The organism is Vibrio tubiashii ATCC 19109, from assembly GCF_000772105.1.
Classification (GTDB): Bacteria; Pseudomonadota; Gammaproteobacteria; order Enterobacterales; family Vibrionaceae; genus Vibrio; species Vibrio tubiashii.
The window spans coordinates 2405419-2422064 of sequence record NZ_CP009354.1; the positions used below are offsets into that span (position 1 = coordinate 2405419).

16 protein-coding genes are annotated in these 16646 nt (G+C 45.3%); 7 read left to right on the forward strand and 9 right to left on the reverse strand.

What is annotated here, in order from left to right:
* The first annotated feature begins 18 nt into the window (after positions 1–18).
* The 4 genes from IX91_RS10845 to IX91_RS10860 are packed head-to-tail and all read left to right on the forward strand — an operon-like array spanning position 19 to position 3631.
* Complete coding sequence (locus IX91_RS10845) at positions 19–1392, forward strand: nitrous oxide reductase family maturation protein NosD (protein WP_236642804.1); 1374 nt, start codon at positions 19–21, stop codon at positions 1390–1392.
* On the forward strand, positions 1389–2306 hold the full coding sequence (locus IX91_RS10850) for an ABC transporter ATP-binding protein (RefSeq protein ID WP_004747059.1): 918 nt from the start codon (positions 1389–1391) through the stop codon (positions 2304–2306). The genes IX91_RS10845 and IX91_RS10850 overlap by 4 nt, the downstream gene beginning before the upstream one ends.
* Positions 2303–3121, forward strand: a complete 819-nt coding sequence (locus IX91_RS10855; protein WP_004747060.1) for an ABC transporter permease — start codon at positions 2303–2305, stop codon at positions 3119–3121. Before IX91_RS10850 ends, IX91_RS10855 begins: the two co-directional genes overlap by 4 nt.
* Before the next feature lie 12 nt (positions 3122–3133).
* Entirely contained in the window at positions 3134–3631 is a 498-nt protein-coding gene (locus tag IX91_RS10860; protein WP_004747062.1) for a nitrous oxide reductase accessory protein NosL, read from the forward strand.
* A 177-nt stretch (positions 3632–3808) separates the two neighbouring features.
* Here IX91_RS10860 and IX91_RS10865 read toward each other — a convergent pair whose 3' ends face one another.
* Positions 3809–5068, reverse strand: a complete 1260-nt coding sequence (locus IX91_RS10865) for a DUF2066 domain-containing protein (protein ID WP_004747064.1) — start codon at positions 5066–5068, stop codon at positions 3809–3811.
* Positions 5069–5328: 260 nt separating this feature from the next.
* On the opposite strand from IX91_RS10865, the gene IX91_RS10870 reads away from it, so the two are divergent.
* Positions 5329–6573, forward strand: a complete 1245-nt coding sequence (locus IX91_RS10870) for a uracil-xanthine permease family protein (RefSeq protein WP_004747066.1) — start codon at positions 5329–5331, stop codon at positions 6571–6573.
* 221 nt (positions 6574–6794) lie between these two features.
* On the opposite strand, the gene ybaK is transcribed toward IX91_RS10870, so the two are convergent.
* From ybaK to hemA, 8 genes are all read right to left on the reverse strand, one after another.
* Entirely contained in the window at positions 6795–7268 is a 474-nt protein-coding gene (ybaK, locus tag IX91_RS10875) for a Cys-tRNA(Pro) deacylase (RefSeq protein WP_004747069.1), read from the reverse strand.
* Between the two features lie 84 nt (positions 7269–7352).
* Positions 7353–9014 carry a bifunctional UDP-sugar hydrolase/5'-nucleotidase UshA gene (ushA, locus tag IX91_RS10880; RefSeq protein WP_004747071.1) on the reverse strand — a complete coding sequence of 554 codons (1662 nt, stop codon included), beginning with the start codon at positions 9012–9014 and terminating at the stop codon, positions 7353–7355.
* A gap of 569 nt (positions 9015–9583) precedes the next feature.
* Positions 9584–10435 carry a 3-deoxy-8-phosphooctulonate synthase gene (kdsA, locus tag IX91_RS10885; RefSeq protein ID WP_004747073.1) on the reverse strand — a complete coding sequence of 284 codons (852 nt, stop codon included), beginning with the start codon at positions 10433–10435 and terminating at the stop codon, positions 9584–9586.
* 46 nt (positions 10436–10481) lie between these two features.
* Complete coding sequence (locus IX91_RS10890; protein WP_004747075.1) at positions 10482–11291, reverse strand: SirB1 family protein; 810 nt, start codon at positions 11289–11291, stop codon at positions 10482–10484.
* Between the two features lie 33 nt (positions 11292–11324).
* A complete protein-coding gene (locus IX91_RS10895; RefSeq protein WP_004747076.1) occupies positions 11325–11708 on the reverse strand; it encodes a SirB2 family protein in 384 nt (127 codons plus the stop codon).
* Between the two features lie 17 nt (positions 11709–11725).
* Complete coding sequence (gene prmC, locus IX91_RS10900; RefSeq protein ID WP_004747077.1) at positions 11726–12580, reverse strand: peptide chain release factor N(5)-glutamine methyltransferase; 855 nt, start codon at positions 12578–12580, stop codon at positions 11726–11728.
* 4 nt (positions 12581–12584) lie between these two features.
* Positions 12585–13673 carry a peptide chain release factor 1 gene (gene prfA / locus IX91_RS10905; RefSeq protein WP_004747078.1) on the reverse strand — a complete coding sequence of 363 codons (1089 nt, stop codon included), beginning with the start codon at positions 13671–13673 and terminating at the stop codon, positions 12585–12587.
* Between the two features lie 46 nt (positions 13674–13719).
* Positions 13720–14976 carry a glutamyl-tRNA reductase gene (gene hemA, locus IX91_RS10910; protein WP_004747080.1) on the reverse strand — a complete coding sequence of 419 codons (1257 nt, stop codon included), beginning with the start codon at positions 14974–14976 and terminating at the stop codon, positions 13720–13722.
* 161 nt (positions 14977–15137) lie between these two features.
* On the opposite strand from hemA, the gene lolB reads away from it, so the two are divergent.
* Together lolB and ispE are read left to right on the forward strand one after the other, a co-directional pair.
* Entirely contained in the window at positions 15138–15752 is a 615-nt protein-coding gene (lolB, locus tag IX91_RS10915) for a lipoprotein insertase outer membrane protein LolB (protein WP_004747082.1), read from the forward strand.
* A complete protein-coding gene (gene ispE / locus IX91_RS10920) occupies positions 15749–16621 on the forward strand; it encodes a 4-(cytidine 5'-diphospho)-2-C-methyl-D-erythritol kinase (RefSeq protein WP_004747084.1) in 873 nt (290 codons plus the stop codon). The genes lolB and ispE overlap by 4 nt, the downstream gene beginning before the upstream one ends.
* Positions 16622–16646: the final 25 nt, after the last annotated feature.

Sequence of the window (16646 nt, forward strand, 5' to 3'; positions counted from 1 at the left end):
GTCCAGAAGGGAAAGCCATTGAAAATAACTTGTTCGCTATTGTTCCTCATCGCAATACTTTTTAGCCACATTACTCGCAGTAGTGAATTTACCGTCACGACCGAGGATGACCTACAGAGTGTGCTCAATAACCTTAGCGAAGGCGATATAGTCACGCTGACAAATGGTCGCTATCTAGGCAACTTCACCATCAAGCATGGAATGACTCTGCGCGGCACTCATGAGGCTATCATTGATGCACAGGGAACGGGCAATGCCCTCACACTATTATCTTCAAACGTAACCATCGATGGCTTAAAAATCGTTAACTGGGGTGATGATCTAACAGAGCAAAATGCCGGAGTGTATAGCGATAAGTCTCTTAGTCACTTAGTGATCCGCAATAACCTCCTTCAAGGTGACGGGTTTGGAATCTGGACCCAACGTGCTCAACAAATCTTGATTGAGAACAACACCATTGTTGGCAACCCTCAGCTTCGCTCCGCTGACCGCGGTAATGGTATCCAACTCTCCGGCGTGAAGAACGCACGCGTTATTGGCAATCAAGTTAGCCAGACTCGAGATGGCTTATACATCATATCAAGTACCGATAGCGAACTTAGAAGCAATACCATGCATGACCTGCGTTACGGCGTGCACTATATGTACTCTCATCACAATCAAGTCATCGATAATCTGGCCTACAATACTCGAGCGGGCTATGCCCTAATGAGTTCAAAACAGCTAACTGTCAAAGGAAACCGTAGCCTGAGTAGCGAGGACTACGGAATTTTGATGAATTTTATTACTTACTCAGACATCTCCTACAACACACTAAACAATGTTTGGACCAAACCAGAAAACAAAGTGGTTGGTCGCGAAGGGAAAGGGATATTCGTTTACAACTCGAGCTACAACACCTTGAGCTACAACACCATTAACACCGCAGAAATTGGCATTCACCTCACTGCGGGTTCTGAGAATGGGAAAATTTTCGGTAACAGTTTCATCAATAACCCTACACAAGTTAAATACGTCTCCACCCGCGAGCAAGAGTGGAGTCAACAAAGCGTTGGTAACTTCTGGAGCAATTATCTTGGATGGGACTTAGATAATGACAATATCGGCGATACTCCCTTTGAGCCAAATGATGGTATCGACAAGCTAGTATGGCAATACCCTGAATCTAGAGTCCTGCTTGATAGTCCTGCGGTGTTGATGCTGCGCTGGATTCAGAAGCAGTTTCCCCTATTAAAACCGGCCGGAGTAAAAGATTCTCACCCACTCATGTCTCCGATACACCAAAAAGACGGACAAACAAAGAGCCACCCCGCTGTTGCCTGTCTCACTAATTCCGAATCAAGTTCAACACTTATCTCCACCTGCTCTGACCAAGAGGAAAGTCATTCATGAGTCTAGCTATTGTTCAACTCGACAATGTTTCTAAGCAATACAAACAACTTCGAGCACTCAATCAAGTGAATCTGACCCTTAAGGCAGGAGAGGCGCTAGGGCTTTTCGGTCACAATGGCGCCGGGAAAACAACCATGATGAAGGTCATTCTGGGGATTATTGATGTGACCTCTGGAACCGCGCGCGTTTTTGATACTGATCCGTGCTCGAAGCAGGCTTGGCATAGTCGCAAATCAATTGGCTATCTTCCTGAAAACGTCTCTTTCTATGATCAGCTCACTGGCTTAGAAGTACTGACATATTTTTCTCGCCTTAAATCTGTACCTAAGGGACAAGTTAAATCTCTGCTTCAAGACGTTGGGCTGCACGACGCCAGAAATCAGAAGGTTAAGCATTACTCAAAAGGTATGAGGCAACGACTTGGTCTTGCGCAAGCCTTTTTGGGAGAGCCGAAACTATTGCTGCTCGATGAGCCCACCGTAGGCTTGGACCCCATAGCAACACAAGACTTTTATACCAGTGTTGACCAACTTAAAGACAAAGGTGCCAGCGTTTTACTTTGCTCACATGTTTTACCCGGTGTTGAAAAGCATATCGACCGAGCCATGATTCTTTCGCAAGGCACATGCATTGCAACTGGTACATTGGAAAGTCTACGTCAGCAAGCTCAACTCCCTGTGACGATCAAAACCCAAGGTCTAAATGGGGCGTTGGCGGCTCACCCAAGACTTACAGGTTTTATGACAACTCCTAACTGCCTACACATCCCAGAGTCAGAGACAATGACCGTAGTGAAAGAGTTGGTAAACCACGAGAGCTTACAAGATATTCAAGTCACCCCAGCCAATCTTGAGCAGATATATCAGTACTTTCTTAGCCATTCCGATAGCTTGCAAAAGGAGGTAAAACTATGAACCCAATCATCGCCGTTGGAATAAAAGAATTTCAAGATGGGTTACGAAACCGTTGGTTAGTTTCAATAACATTGATTTTTTCACTGCTGGCCATAGGTCTTAGCTATTATGGCAGTGCCGCGTCTGGTCAAATCAGCACACCTTCGCTTTCAACCACAATCGCAAGCCTGTCGAGTTTGTCGGTGTTCATTATCCCACTCATTGCCTTGCTGCTATGCTATGACAGTTTTGTCGGGGAACAAGAATCAGGAACCTTGTTGTTGCTTATGACCTATCCAATTAGCCACTCGCAATTATTACTGGGCAAGTTTCTCGGTCAAGGCAGCATAATTTCATTAGCAACTTTTATCGGCTTTGGCAGTGCCGGTGTCTTACTTAGCCTATCGAGCTCTTTGCAAGCCGTTGTTAGTGCGTTTGCACTTTTTATCCTTAGCTCGATTTTGCTTGGGCTAGTTTTCATCTGCTTAGCCTATGTGATTAGCTTACTCTCCGCCGAAAAGTCTAAAGCCGCAGGAGCCGCTCTGCTGGTATGGCTATTCTTTGTATTGGTGTTTGACCTTACTCTGCTTGCCTTACTTGTTGGCGTTGATGAAGGATTTTCACAACATAGCCTTGTCCAAATAATGATGCTGAACCCGGCAGATCTATTTCGATTAGTAAACCTATCAGCACTCAATACCTCTGATGTCAGTGGCGTACTCGCCGTGGTAATAAACTCTAGCTATTCCACTCAAACTTTACTTATCACTATGGTGGCATGGGTCCTCGTTCCGCTAGGAATTGCCATGGCCATTTTTAGACAGAAAAAACTATAAGCGAGGCAAACAATGACCAAACGTTTTTTAACCAAATGGTGCGGATTGCTACTTCTCCCGATACTATTGATTGGCTGTGGTGAAGATCCGCAGCAAACCATGTTACGCGACGCAGTAGCAATAGAAAGTGCTGATGAGTGCCATTTATGCGGGATGATTATCAGCAATTTCCCAGGGCCAAAAGGTGAGTCGTATCAGAAGGATAAACAAGACATCAACAAGTTTTGTTCCACAAGGGATCTGTTTGCTTTTCTTTTCCAGCCTGAAAACGCTCGCCTAGTACAAGAAGTCTATGTACATGATATGAGCCAGTCACCTTGGAATAAACCCAATGATGAGCACTTTATCGATGCTAAAACAGCCTGGTATGTTATCGGGTCAAACCAAAAAGGCGCGATGGGAAGTACTCTCGCAAGTTTTAGTGAAGAAAATGACGCCAAAGCTTTTAGCAAAAGCTTCGGTGGGAAAGTCTACCAATACGAAGACATTACCTTAGAACTCATTATGTAATTCAGGTACAACATATCTGAGTCTATGGTCTAAACAGCAACAAAATTCTTTTACATTGTGAACCACAATAATGCTAATCAGGACTAATAAGTGATCAGATATTTATTCTGCTTGGTATAAGCAAAAGCCCGCTATTGAAAGCTCAATAGCGGGCTCTGGACATCATACTTAGTAAGCTTACTGAGTGCTAACCTCTACCTCAGAGGTCTCACTCTCAATAGGTGCGGTAACATCTGACGTGTCCGATACTGGAGCAACGTAAGGTTTACCTTGCCACTCAAACAGTAAAATCATCTCCGCTGGAATCACTTCTGGCGCAGCTTCAATAGCCTGTACTGGCTCAAAAGGTTCTACCTCGTTGCCTTGAGCTAAGTTGTCACCTTCAACAGGTAATGTCTCAATAGAAGGCTCAATCACTTCAGGAGCGATAATTTGCGGCTCATCAGTGACACTTTCTAGCTGAGTCACATCGCGCATACGGCGCACTTCTTGTTCAAACTCTTGTTGAGTAGACAGTAGGTGCACGTTGAATGTCACTTGATTGCCTTGAATTTTAAGGATATCAATCGATGCCACTGAACTTAGCTTCTTCAGTTGGTTCTCTAAAGTAAAAAAGCTCACTGCATCATTGAGTTCAGTAAAGCGAACTTTTACCGCTTCAGAAGACTCACTTGCAACAACAACCGCGCTCTTCTTAGCATAGTAATCACTGATCTGGTTGATCATTTTATCCGCAGCATCGATACCATTGTTAGACCCTGCTAAAGGAGCCTGACGAGTAACACCAATTGAAGCAGGACGCTGATCATATAAGGTCCATCTTAAGCTATTGCCTTGCGCTTTCACCACCAGCACACCATCAACTGGATAACGCTGACTGGCTTGGCCAACAGGTTGGATGAAACCACCCCACAAATCGGAGACTGCAACACCAGTGATATCATCGAAATCACCGACAGGTACGGTGAGTGGCAGGCCGCGCTTTGCTGCTTGCTGCTTCATTTGGTCTAACACCAATGATGGTGAGTGCTCCCAAATGATGTTGCGATCCGCTTGCCCTTCTTCGACTAACCAAACCAATAAATTCGCACGAGCGGCAGGCCAAATCGGCAACTGAGCTTGACTCAATAGTGAACGAATATGAGGCGCACTAAACACCATGCGTAATGATTGCTGCTCATTAACTTGACCGTAGCTAAGTTGAGCCACGTATTGAGAACTCTGTTTAAGCGCCTTTTGAACCACTTCATTAGACACCGCATTACGGTCGCCAGAAGCACGCACTATCACTTCTTTCATGCCTTCAGCTCGCGCTTTGGCATCGGCATTGTCAGCCGCTTGGTCTAATACAACTTCCGTTTGGTATAGGTTGACATTGGTTAAAGCCAATGCAGGTAGAGCGACCAGACCCAAAATGAACAAAGCTAGATGACGCATACACTTCCTAAGATCAGTTTCTTACACGTTAAACGTTGATGATAAGCAACTATCGAGACCGGAGCAACTAAAGGTCTAGAAACTTAGCTTGATTCTAAATTTCCCTTCACAAAGCCATCACATTGACGAATAGATAAATAGTGAATTATTTGATCCAGTTCAGATTGCAAACGTTTGGCATAATGATAAAATCCCGCGAATTTTATTTTTGTTGAGCAGTTTCATACTGCTTTTAGCTTTGCCACTTAAAGGAATAACCCATGAAAAACGCCATTCAAGGTGCTCAGATGTTGTTTGTCGCATTTGGGGCTCTTGTATTAGTTCCATTGCTGACAGGATTAGATCCTAGTGTTGCTCTATTTGGTGCAGGTGTCGGAACCCTTTTATTTCAACTTGTAACCCGCCGCTCTGTTCCTATCTTCCTTGCTTCTTCATTCGCTTTTATCGCTCCTATCCTTTACGGTGTGCAAACTTGGGGCGTCCCTGCGACCATGGGTGGCCTAATGGCAGCAGGTTTTGTCTACGTTGCGATGGGTGCACTGATCAAAGTACGTGGCGTTGAAATCATTCACAAACTACTTCCACCGGTTGTGGTCGGCCCTGTAATCATGGTTATCGGTTTGGGTCTGGCTCCAGTCGCAGTCAACATGGCGCTGGGTAAGGTAGACGGATCTCAAGTGATCGACGCAGACGCTTCACTGGTTATTTCAGTGGCTTCGCTGCTTACCACGATTGTTTTAAGTGTGTTCGCCAAAGGTTTCCTAAAACTAACCCCTATTCTAGGCGGCATTGTTGTTGGCTACACACTGAGTCTTGGCTACGGCATTGTCGATTTTGCACCAGTACATGAAGCGGCTTGGTTTGCTCTACCAAACTTTACAACGCCTGAATTTAACATCAACGCGATCCTATTTATGATTCCGGTCGCGATTGCTCCGGCTGTAGAACACGTTGGCGATATGCTGGCAATTTCGAACGTGACGGGCAAAAACTACATTAAGAAACCAGGTTTACATCGCACGATTACCGGTGACGGGGTGGCGACTATCGCTGCGTCAATGGTTGGTGCTCCGCCAAATACCACCTACTCTGAGGTAACTGGCGCAGTCATGCTGACCAAAGCGTTTAACCCAGTCATCATGACATGGGCTGCAGTAAGTGCCATTGTTCTCGCGTTAGTTGGGAAACTCGGTGCTGTGCTACAAACCATCCCTATGCCTGTTATGGGTGGCATCATGATCCTATTGTTTGGTTCGATTGCGACGGTAGGTTTAAACACGCTGATTAAGAACAATGTTGACCTTCACAAGTCTCGCAACCTAGTCATCGTTGCAATTACCCTGGTGTTTGGTATCGGTGGCATGGCTTTCGGTATCGGTGAGTTCAGCCTACAAGGTGTTAGCCTGTGTGGTATCGTGGCGATTCTACTTAACCTAGTTCTACCAAAAGATTTAGGCGAGAACCACGTCGTGGATAATGCGCAAATGGAAGAAGAAACGAAGTAGATTCGAGAATCGGAGAGTTTTTTCAGGGTTGGCATTTTGCGTCAACCCTTTTTTGGAAAACTGGAAAACTGGAAAACTGTGTCTTCCAAAGGACAAGTCCTGTCAACACTCTATAGAACTTCTAGCAGGGCAAAGCCCGATCCCGCTTTCCCGAAACGAAGTGTTCCATAGGGCGCAGCCCGTTCCAAAATCCCGAAGGACGAAGTCCGTTCCCTAACCCCCTACCCACACAACTCGGCAAACTGACCGCGGGTTAGGCTTGCTAAATCTTGCGGTGATAATTCAATTTCCAAACCTCGCTTACCTGCACTGACACAAATCGTTTCTTGTCCAACGGCACTTTGATGGATAAACGTTGGTAGAGCCTTTTTTTGTCCAAGTGGGCTGATGCCCCCCACGACATACCCTGTGGTTTTCTGCGCTATGTCCGGATTAGCCATCTCTGCCTTTTTGCTTTTTGCCGCTTTGGCTGCCTGCTTTAGGTTGAGCTTCTGGTCAACGGGGATCACCGCCACCGCGAGGTTTTTCGGCTCTCCATTTAAGCAAAATAGCAAGGTTTTGAAGACCTGTTCAGGGTTTTGCCCAAGAGCCTCTACCGCCTCTAAACCATAGCTTACAGCTCTAGGGTCATGATGGTACTGGTGAATGGTGTGAGCAATTTTTTTCTTCTTAGCGAGATTTATTGCAGGAGTCATATTCCCTCCAACTTTAGACAAACAAAAAGCGCTGCTCATTTGAGCAGCGCTTTAGCTTAAAGACCGTTATAAGTTGGTGTCAACTTACTTGTAAACAATCTCACCTGATGGTGCGTATTTGTTCACATCGATAGGGCTATTTGACTCTAGGTACTCTTTTAGTACTTCTGCATCAACGAAACCAGTGTTAACAAAACCTGGGTGACCCATTAGTTTAGGGTAGCCGTCACCGCCTGATGCGTTGAAGCTAGGCACTGTAAAGCGGTACGTCTCATCTAGGCGAAGCTGTTTGCCACCGATGAACACGTTTGAAACTTTACCATCAGCAACTGTCATCGAGATACCTGCGAACTGAGCATATGCACCAGAGTCTACCGGCTTAGTTGCAACAACGTTTAGGTAATCCATCACTTCTTGACCAGACATGTCTGTGTAAGTCAGGATATTGCCAAATGGTTGTACCGTCAGTACGTCTTTGTATGTCACTTCACCCGCAGCGATAGAATCACGCACACCACCAGAGTTCATAACAGCAAAGTCAGCTTTCGCGCGCTCCATGTGAGCCGTTGCGATTAGACGACCTAGGTTAGTTTGTTGGAAACGAACCACGTTACGGTCACCTTCCAGCTTGCCGTTAGTTTCAGCAATCTTAACGTCTAGCTGCGCTTTACCTTTCTCTTGGTAAGGGCGTAGGAATTCTAGCAGTTCTGTATCTTCTGCAATCTCATCTTCGATAAGAACACGCTGCTTCTTACCGTCAATTTTAACCTTCTTCTTCAGGTTAACTGGGATTAGGTCGTAGCTCACCATTTGTAGCTCGCCGTTACGGAATTCGTAATCAGCACGGCCTACATATTTACCCCACTCGTGCGCCTGAACAATGTAGGTGCCGTTTTGTAGGTCTGGCTTACACTCATCAGAAGGCTTGAAGTTTTTCTTAACAACGTTTGGCGCTTCCATACATACAGGTTCTTGCGAGTGACCACCAACGATCATATCTAGAGAACCTTCATCTAGGTAACGAGCTAGTGCTACATCACCAGGTGCGTTTACGCCACGCTTACCATCTTCGTAGTGACCCATATGAGTAACCGCGAAGATAAGATCTGGTTTTTCAGTTTTCTCAAGCTCAGCGATTAGCTGCTTCGCTTCTTCTTTCGGGTCACGGAAATCGATGCCACCGATAAATTCTGGGTTACCGATTTTCTGCGTATCTTCTGTCGTTAGACCGATAACGGCAACTTTAATACCCTGTAGATCAAACATCTCGTAAGCCTGGAACATACGCTCGCCAGTCTCTTTGTCGTAGATGTTTGCAGAAAGCATTGGGAAGTTCGCCCACTCTTTCTGTTTCATTAGAACTTCAAGAGGGTTATCAAACTCGTGGTTACCAAGTGCCATTGCATCGTAACCAATTTTGCTCATACCTTTGAAATCTGGTTCAGCATCTTGTAGATCTGACTCTGGAACACCAGTGTTGATGTCACCACCAGATAGCAATAGCGAGCTACCACCTTCTGCAGCGATCTCTGCGCGAAGCTCATCAATCAGTGTTTTACGAGCAGCCATGCCGTACTCGCCGTATTTGTTCTGCCAGAAGCGACCGTGGTGGTCGTTAGTGTGTAGAACAGTCAACTTATAAGTTTTGTCTGCTTCCCACTCGTGTTGTGGTGCCGTTGCACAACCAGCTAGAGTTGCCAGGATAGCTGCGCTAATAGCGCTTTTTACGATCAGGCCTTGCTTCATTGTCATACCTTTTGAACTTTTAGGGGTTTCCACTGCTTTTTTATACTGCTCTCTGTGAATAGACAGACTTGGAAAATAACAGGCTGAGAGAGCAGTAAAACTTGAACTAGTTTAAATTAAGGTGACGAAAGTGACACTTGAATTTCATATTTATGATGACTGGATCACTCTTAATAACCATTAATCATGTAATAAATGCCCAGAATTACACAGGCGCAAATATAAGATCACAAGCAAACGTTTGTCTGAGAGAAATAACGTTTTAAGCGCTATTGTGACTTAGGTTATTTAATCAACATAAAAGGCGAACTTCGTGAATGTTAACAACCAAACACGACCACTTTTCGTTATGTTATAACAAAACAAATATCGAGAAATTAATTTAGCAAGGGCAACAGGATTAGAATTTTCATCGGATAATCAGGAGCTAAACGAGCGCACAATTGTTATATTATAACAACTTTAATTTATTTGATTGTAGACAGGTGATTATGGGCTATTAATTGATGAAGAACCAAGAACAAAAAAGCCAGCAAATTAGCTGGCTTGTTTAAATTCAATATTGAGCACTACTTAATATCGATATGGTCAAAACCTTTGATCAGATCATCAAGTGCTTTCATTTGCGCTAGGAACGGCTCTAGTTTATCCAGCGGCAAAGCAGATGGACCATCACAACGGGCTTGATCTGGGTTCGGGTGTGCTTCGATAAACAGACCTGCAATACCTGTCGCTAATCCCGCTTTTGCTAGCTCAACAGTTTGCTCACGGCGGCCACCAGAAGCAGCACCAGAAGGGTCACGCATCTGAAGTGAGTGTGTTACATCAAAGATGATTGGGCTACCGTTAGACGCTTTCTTCATGACGCCAAAGCCAAGCATATCAACGACTAGGTTGTCGTAACCATGGCAAGAGCCACGTTCACATAGAATGATGTTCTCATTACCACACTCGCTGAACTTGTCGACGATGTTACCAACCTGACCTGGGCTCATAAACTGAGGCTTCTTAACATTGATCACTGCACCTGTTTTTGCCATTGCTTCAACAAGGTCAGTTTGACGAGCTAAGAACGCAGGAAGTTGAATAACATCAACCACATCAGCCACTGGCTGCGCTTGTTCTTCAGTGTGAACATCAGTGATGATCTTAACGCCAAAGGTGTCTTTCAGCTCTTGGAAGATTTTCATCCCTTCCTCTAAGCCAGGACCACGATAAGAGTGCACAGAGCTACGGTTTGCTTTATCAAATGACGCTTTGAATACGTAAGGAATACCTAGCTTTTCTGTGACTTTTACGTAGTGCTCACAAATCTGCATTGCAAGATCGCGCGATTCTAGAACGTTCATGCCTGCAAACAGCGTGAATGGCTTGTCGTTCGCTACTGGAATATCACCAACGTGAACAATTTTCTGTTCCATGTTCTTCTCTCTATTTCGATGTCGTGCCAGCTCCGAAGAGATGGACTTAATGTAAGGTCACCTGAGTTTCACTCATGGCGTTGACTTGATTTTTGAGCAATTCGGCTGCTGGGTCATCAGGGCACTGGTCGATAAAATACTGATAATCACTCAATGCAATTTGATGACAATCAAGCTGCTGATAAATAAATCCACGATCGCGAATTTCATATGGGTCATCAGGGACGAAGGTCAGCGCAAGATCGGTACACTTTAACGCCAAAGTATAGCGCTCTTCTCTAAGCAGAGCACTTTTCAGTAAGGCTAACCATCGACCAATGACCGTTGGGTTATCCGTCTCTAATAGGTGCTTCGATTCTAGCTTAGCAAGAGGGCCTTTGTGACCGATTAACCAAGCACCAAGCGTATGCTCCGTCACATACTCCCCATTGAATGGATTAATGTACAGCGGCTTCTCACCATACCACTCAAGCTTAACAAGAAACTGAGTTGGGAAAGTTACCCCTACCAGAGGAAAGCCGAGTTTACGGGCAATATAGAGTAAAATTGCCCCTAAGCTGACAGGAATGCCTTTACGGGTTTCAAGCACTTTATCGACAAAACCATTTTCTGAATGAAAATAGCTTTCTCTATCCCCTTGGAACCCCCACTCGTAGTAGAAGAGACGCAATAGGGATTCAAAGCGCTGCTTGTCGTTCACTTCATGAACCAGAGCAAGTTCAGCTTCTTGTACCAGCCGACTTAACTCTGCTTCTGCCCAATGGACTTGGGTTTGAGGATTGATCGCTTTATTTAACGCCAGTGCACCTTCAGCAAGCTCCATGGCGTCAAAGTCTTCATCAAATAACTCAAGCATATGGGTTGTCATAACCTCGTTAACCAAAAAATATTATCCAAAGAACATCGGCGTCTTAGTGACAGCAACTTTACCTGCCATCGCAAGCCATCCTAATGCACCAAAGAATGAGAAGGTTCTTAGCAGCTTATTCTTGCCAAGTTTTAGGGCGAAGAAACCAAGTGCAATATAAGCCAAGACACAAGTAATCTTTTCTGTCAGCCAAGGTGCAGCTGGGGTAAATGGAATAAAACCAGTAATGAAGATCAAGCCAATACCTGATAACAGTAAGCACGTATCATTAATGTGCGGGAATACTTTGAAGAACTTCTTTTCTAACAGTTGTGAATTCGCCATCATCATGGCAAATCGTACCGATAATAATGTAGCGCTGATGGCGATAGTGAGCAGGTGAAAATGTTTTAAACCTTCGTACATTGATAGTCTCTCTTACTTCAGTGGTGGTATTGGCCGATAGTTACTCGGTCGTTGTCACCATAGTCCTTGTAGGTTTCCACTTGGTCGTAGCCAAGTGATAATAATAAGTTCCTTACCGCCTCACCCTGTTCAAATCCATGCTCGAACATCAGCCACCCCTCATTGATGAGATAGGATCTCGCTTGTGTTGCGATGTGTCTGATGTCTGCGAGACCTTTCTCTTCAGCCACCAAAGCACTTAACGGTTCAAAGCGCACATCTCCTTGAGTCAGATGCGGATCTTCTTTCTCAATATAAGGAGGATTGGATACAATCAGAGCAAACTCTGTGCCACTGGGTAGAGGCTCAAACCAACTACCGGCTAAGAATTGGGTATTGGTTAAGTTGAGGGCTGTTGCATTAGATTGAGCGAGTTGCTGGGCATCTGTTTTAAGATCTACCCCCCAAACATTCCGGCTTGGAAGTTCAGAGGCTAACGCCAAAGCGATCGCACCTGTCCCCGTTCCTAAATCGAGGATATCACCCTGATTTAATAACGCTTTATCCAAAGCAACCTCAACCAAGCGCTCTGTATCTGGTCTTGGAATCAGAGTCGTCGGGGAGACTTTTAACGGCAATGACCAAAATTCACGTTCACCCGTGATATAGGCAATCGGCTCACCGTTTAATCTACGCTGCAATAGATTTTGAAAGTCACTAAGCTGCTCAGCCTCGAGAATTTTGTCTGGCCAAGTCAACAGAAACGAACGGGGTTTATCTAAGGCGTGGCAAAGAAGCACCGCGGCATCAAGAGAGGGCGAATCACTGCCACTCTCCTGAAGTTGCTGTACGGCCTTTTTTAGTGTGCTTTCAACACTGTTGTCAGCCGACATTGGTTTAGTTGTTCTCTGCTAGCGCAGCTAACTGATCCGCTTGGTGCTCCTGAATAACCGGATCAATCAAGCTTGCTACCTCACCTTCCATCACTTCGTTTAGGCGATAGATGGTTAGGTTAATACGGTGGTCTGAAACACGGCCTTGAGGGTAGTTATAGGTACGAATACGGTCACTACGATCACCAGAGCCTAGAAGATTACGACGTGTATCAGACTCTTCAGCCGCGCGTTTCGCTTCTTCTGCTTGAATAATACGAGCCGCGAGAACAGCCATCGCCTTCGCTTTGTTCTTATGCTGTGAACGTTCGTCCTGACACTCTACAACTGTACCTGTTGGTAAGTGAGTAATACGAATCGCCGAGTCAGTGGTGTTAACGTGCTGACCACCCGCGCCTGATGCACGGAATGTATCGATCTTAAGGTCTGCTGCTTTGATTTCTGGGATTTCCGCTTCTGGAATCTCTGCCATAACCGCTACGGTACACGCAGAAGTATGAACACGGCCTTGCGATTCGGTTGCTGGAACACGTTGTACACGGTGACCGCCTGACTCAAACTTCAATACGCCATAAGCGCCATCACCAGAGACTTTCGCGATCATCTCTTTGTAACCGCCATGCTCTGCTTCATTTGAAGACATCACTTCGACGCGCCAACCTTTCTTTTCAGCAAACTTGCTATACATGCGGAACAGGTCGCCTGCGAAGATACCCGCTTCGTCACCACCCGCACCCGCGCGGATTTCTAGGAAACAGTTACGGTCATCATTAGGATCTTTAGGTAGCAGTAAGATTTGCAGTTCGTCATTTAGACGCTCAATCGTCTCTTTCGCTTCTTTGATCTCTTCCTGAGCCATTTCACGCATTTCTTCGTCATCTTCTTTTGCCATCTCTTCAGCAGCGACCAGATCTTCTTGGGCTTGCTGATAAGCTTGGAAACACTTAGTGACTTCCTCTAGCTGAGAGTACTCTTTTGATAACGCGCGGAATTTATCTTGGTCACCGATCACATCAGGATCGCCAAGTAGATGTTGAACTTCTTCGTAACGCTCAACCAGGGTTTCTAGCTTAGTTAAAATAGAGGCTTTCATAGTTTTCTTTAACTCAGGGGTCTAATGAAGTCTGTCACTCTTATGCCTAAGAATGATCAAGACCTAAACTTTGTCTAATAGTAGCAAGCCTTGCAGGCTCGCCTTTCTCGGCGGCACTTTGCAGTGCGCGGGTTGGAGCATGAATCAACTTGTTAGTTAATTTATTACTTAGCTCTAGCAGAACTTTTTCTGCATCCGCACCCGCTGCGAGAGACTGTAAACTTTTATTGAGAAGCTCTTCTCGAATGTCGTTCGCTGACTGACGGTACTCTCGAATACTGTCAACAGCTTGTAGAGAACGCATCCACGACATAAATGCCGCACTTTCTTCACTGACAATCGCTTCCGCCTGAATCGCTTCGATTTTTCTCTGCTCCATGTTGCTATCAACAATAGTTTGCAGGTCATCAACAGAGTAAAGGTAAGCATCATTTAGCTCACCCACTTGCGATTCAATATCACGAGGGACAGCAATGTCGACCAACAGCATAGGTTGGAAACGACGCGCTTTTAATGCCGTTTCGACCATCCCTTTACCAATAATAGGTAGTGGGCTGGCGGTTGAACTGATAACGATATCTGCACGAGGCAGATGCTCAGGAATTTCAGGCAAACCAATAATTTCAGCGCCAAATTGCTCGGCTAAAGGAAGCGCGCGCTCCTTAGTACGGTTTGCGACGATCATCTTGCTACAACCATTGCCCGCAAGGTGCTTGGCCACCAATTCAATGGTTTCACCCGCGCCAACCAGTAACACTGTTGACTTCTCTAGCGATTCAAAAATATGCTTTGCGAGAGTACATGCTGCATAAGCAACAGAAACGGCGTTGCCACCAATGTCTGTTTCAGTGCGAACTCGCTTAGCAACCGAGAAAGCTTTTTGAAACAGCTTCTCCATTGCCGCATCCACTGCTTTACTCTCTCTTGAGTCAGAATAGGCTTGTTTCACCTGTCCTAAGATTTGAGGCTCACCCAGTACCAAAGAGTCCAAGCCACACGAGACTCGCATTAAATGACGAATCGCAGCTTGCTCTTCATGGATATAAAGACTGGGTTTGAGATCTTCAGGACTAACTTGATGAAACTGACTTAACCAATCAATGATTTTGCTCTTGCCACCACTTTTCACATCGCAATAGATTTCGGTGCGATTACATGTAGAAACAATCACACTTCCATTTACGTTTTGGTTTTGGCCGAGCTGGTCTAACGCTTCAGGTAACTTTTCCGGACCAAACGCGACTTTTTCACGAAGTTCGACTGAGGCCGTATTATGGTTGATACCTATAGCAAGCAAAGACATGTATCGTTGGTTCTCTGAATCAGACAATGGACAAATAAGGTCGGAATTTTACTTGATGCCCCCGTTTATTGAAAGGGGAATCAGGATATGTTTTCTTGAGTTCGTGATTTCAATGATATAGTGAGCAGATACTTTGGCTAAAACTGGATAAATAATCAGCAATGGTGAAACATTTTCGATCTATTTTTCTCTTGCTCGTCGGCACACTGTTTTTGCATGGTTGTGCAACCATTGACAGCACCACCAATGTCGAGTGGCAAACTCACCAACAACGTTTAGCCACCATTCAAGATTACCGAGCCAATGGCAAACTCGGCTACATTGCCCCTGAGCAACGGCAGTCACTTAACTTCCAATGGGCTCACTCTCCGACATTAACCCATTTAAGAATGACCACCTTTCTCGGTCAAACTGCGCTTAACCTAAAATCCACTCTGGATGGTGCTAGCGTCGAAACTTATGATGATCAAACCTTTTACGCTTCCAGCCCAGAAGCATTGATAAAGCAGCTGACGGGGCTAAACATTCCTGTAGAGCAACTCAATGATTGGATGTTAGGTCGACCAACTCAAGCCGATGACTACCAATTGAACCAAACCAACACCCTTGCATCTTTAACCAAGCAAGTGGGCGCCCAAGTATGGCAGCTTAATTACGCCAGTTATCAAGATGTGCTAATCGACGGTATTGCTCTCCCATTACCGAAAAAGATGAAGCTCATACAAGGCGATATCTCTATAAACATCATTATTTCGAAGTGGAATACAAACCAATGATCTCGGAAACCACTCACTGGCCTTCTCCAGCAAAACTCAATCTGTTTCTTTACATCACCGGACGCCGTGACAATGGCTATCACGAACTGCAAACCTTATTTCAGTTCCTTGATCATGGCGACGATCTCACCATCACCGCCAACATTAAGGGCGACATTACCCTATCCCCACAGATACCAGGTGTTGCGCTTGAAGATAATCTAATCTGGAAAGCCGCAACCGCTCTGAAGCAAAAGTCAGGTTGTCCTTTCGGTGCTCATATTAAACTTAACAAAATCCTTCCAATGGGAGGCGGTATTGGTGGCGGGTCATCAAACGCTGCAACGACGCTTGTCGCCCTGAATCATCTTTGGCAAACAGACCTCTCTGAAGATGAACTGGCAGAGATCGGATTAAAGCTTGGGGCGGATGTCCCCGTCTTTACACGCGGATTTGCGGCCTTTGCGGAAGGTGTCGGTGAAGAGCTGACTCCTGCACAGCCTGATGAAAAATGGTACTTAGTCGTCAGACCTAATGTTTCGATTGCCACTGTCGATATTTTCACTCACCCTGGTTTAACGCGAAACACGCCAAAACGTACGCTAGCAGCCCTTCTTGAGGGTAATTACGGAAACGATTGCGAAAAAATTGTTCGAATGCTGTACCAAGAGGTTGATAAGCAACTTTCTTGGCTGCTACAATACGCGCCGTCGCGGTTGACCGGGACGGGATCATGCGTTTTTGCCGAGTTTTCGAGCAAAAATGAAGCTGAAACTACTCTCGGGAAACTGCCAGACACTGTCTCCGCATTTGTCGCTAAAGGCAAGAATATTTCGCCTTTATACGAGACACTGGCTAAGTATCGCTTAGCCCACTCACAATCTATTTAAAAACTGGACGCAACCCTGAGGTTTC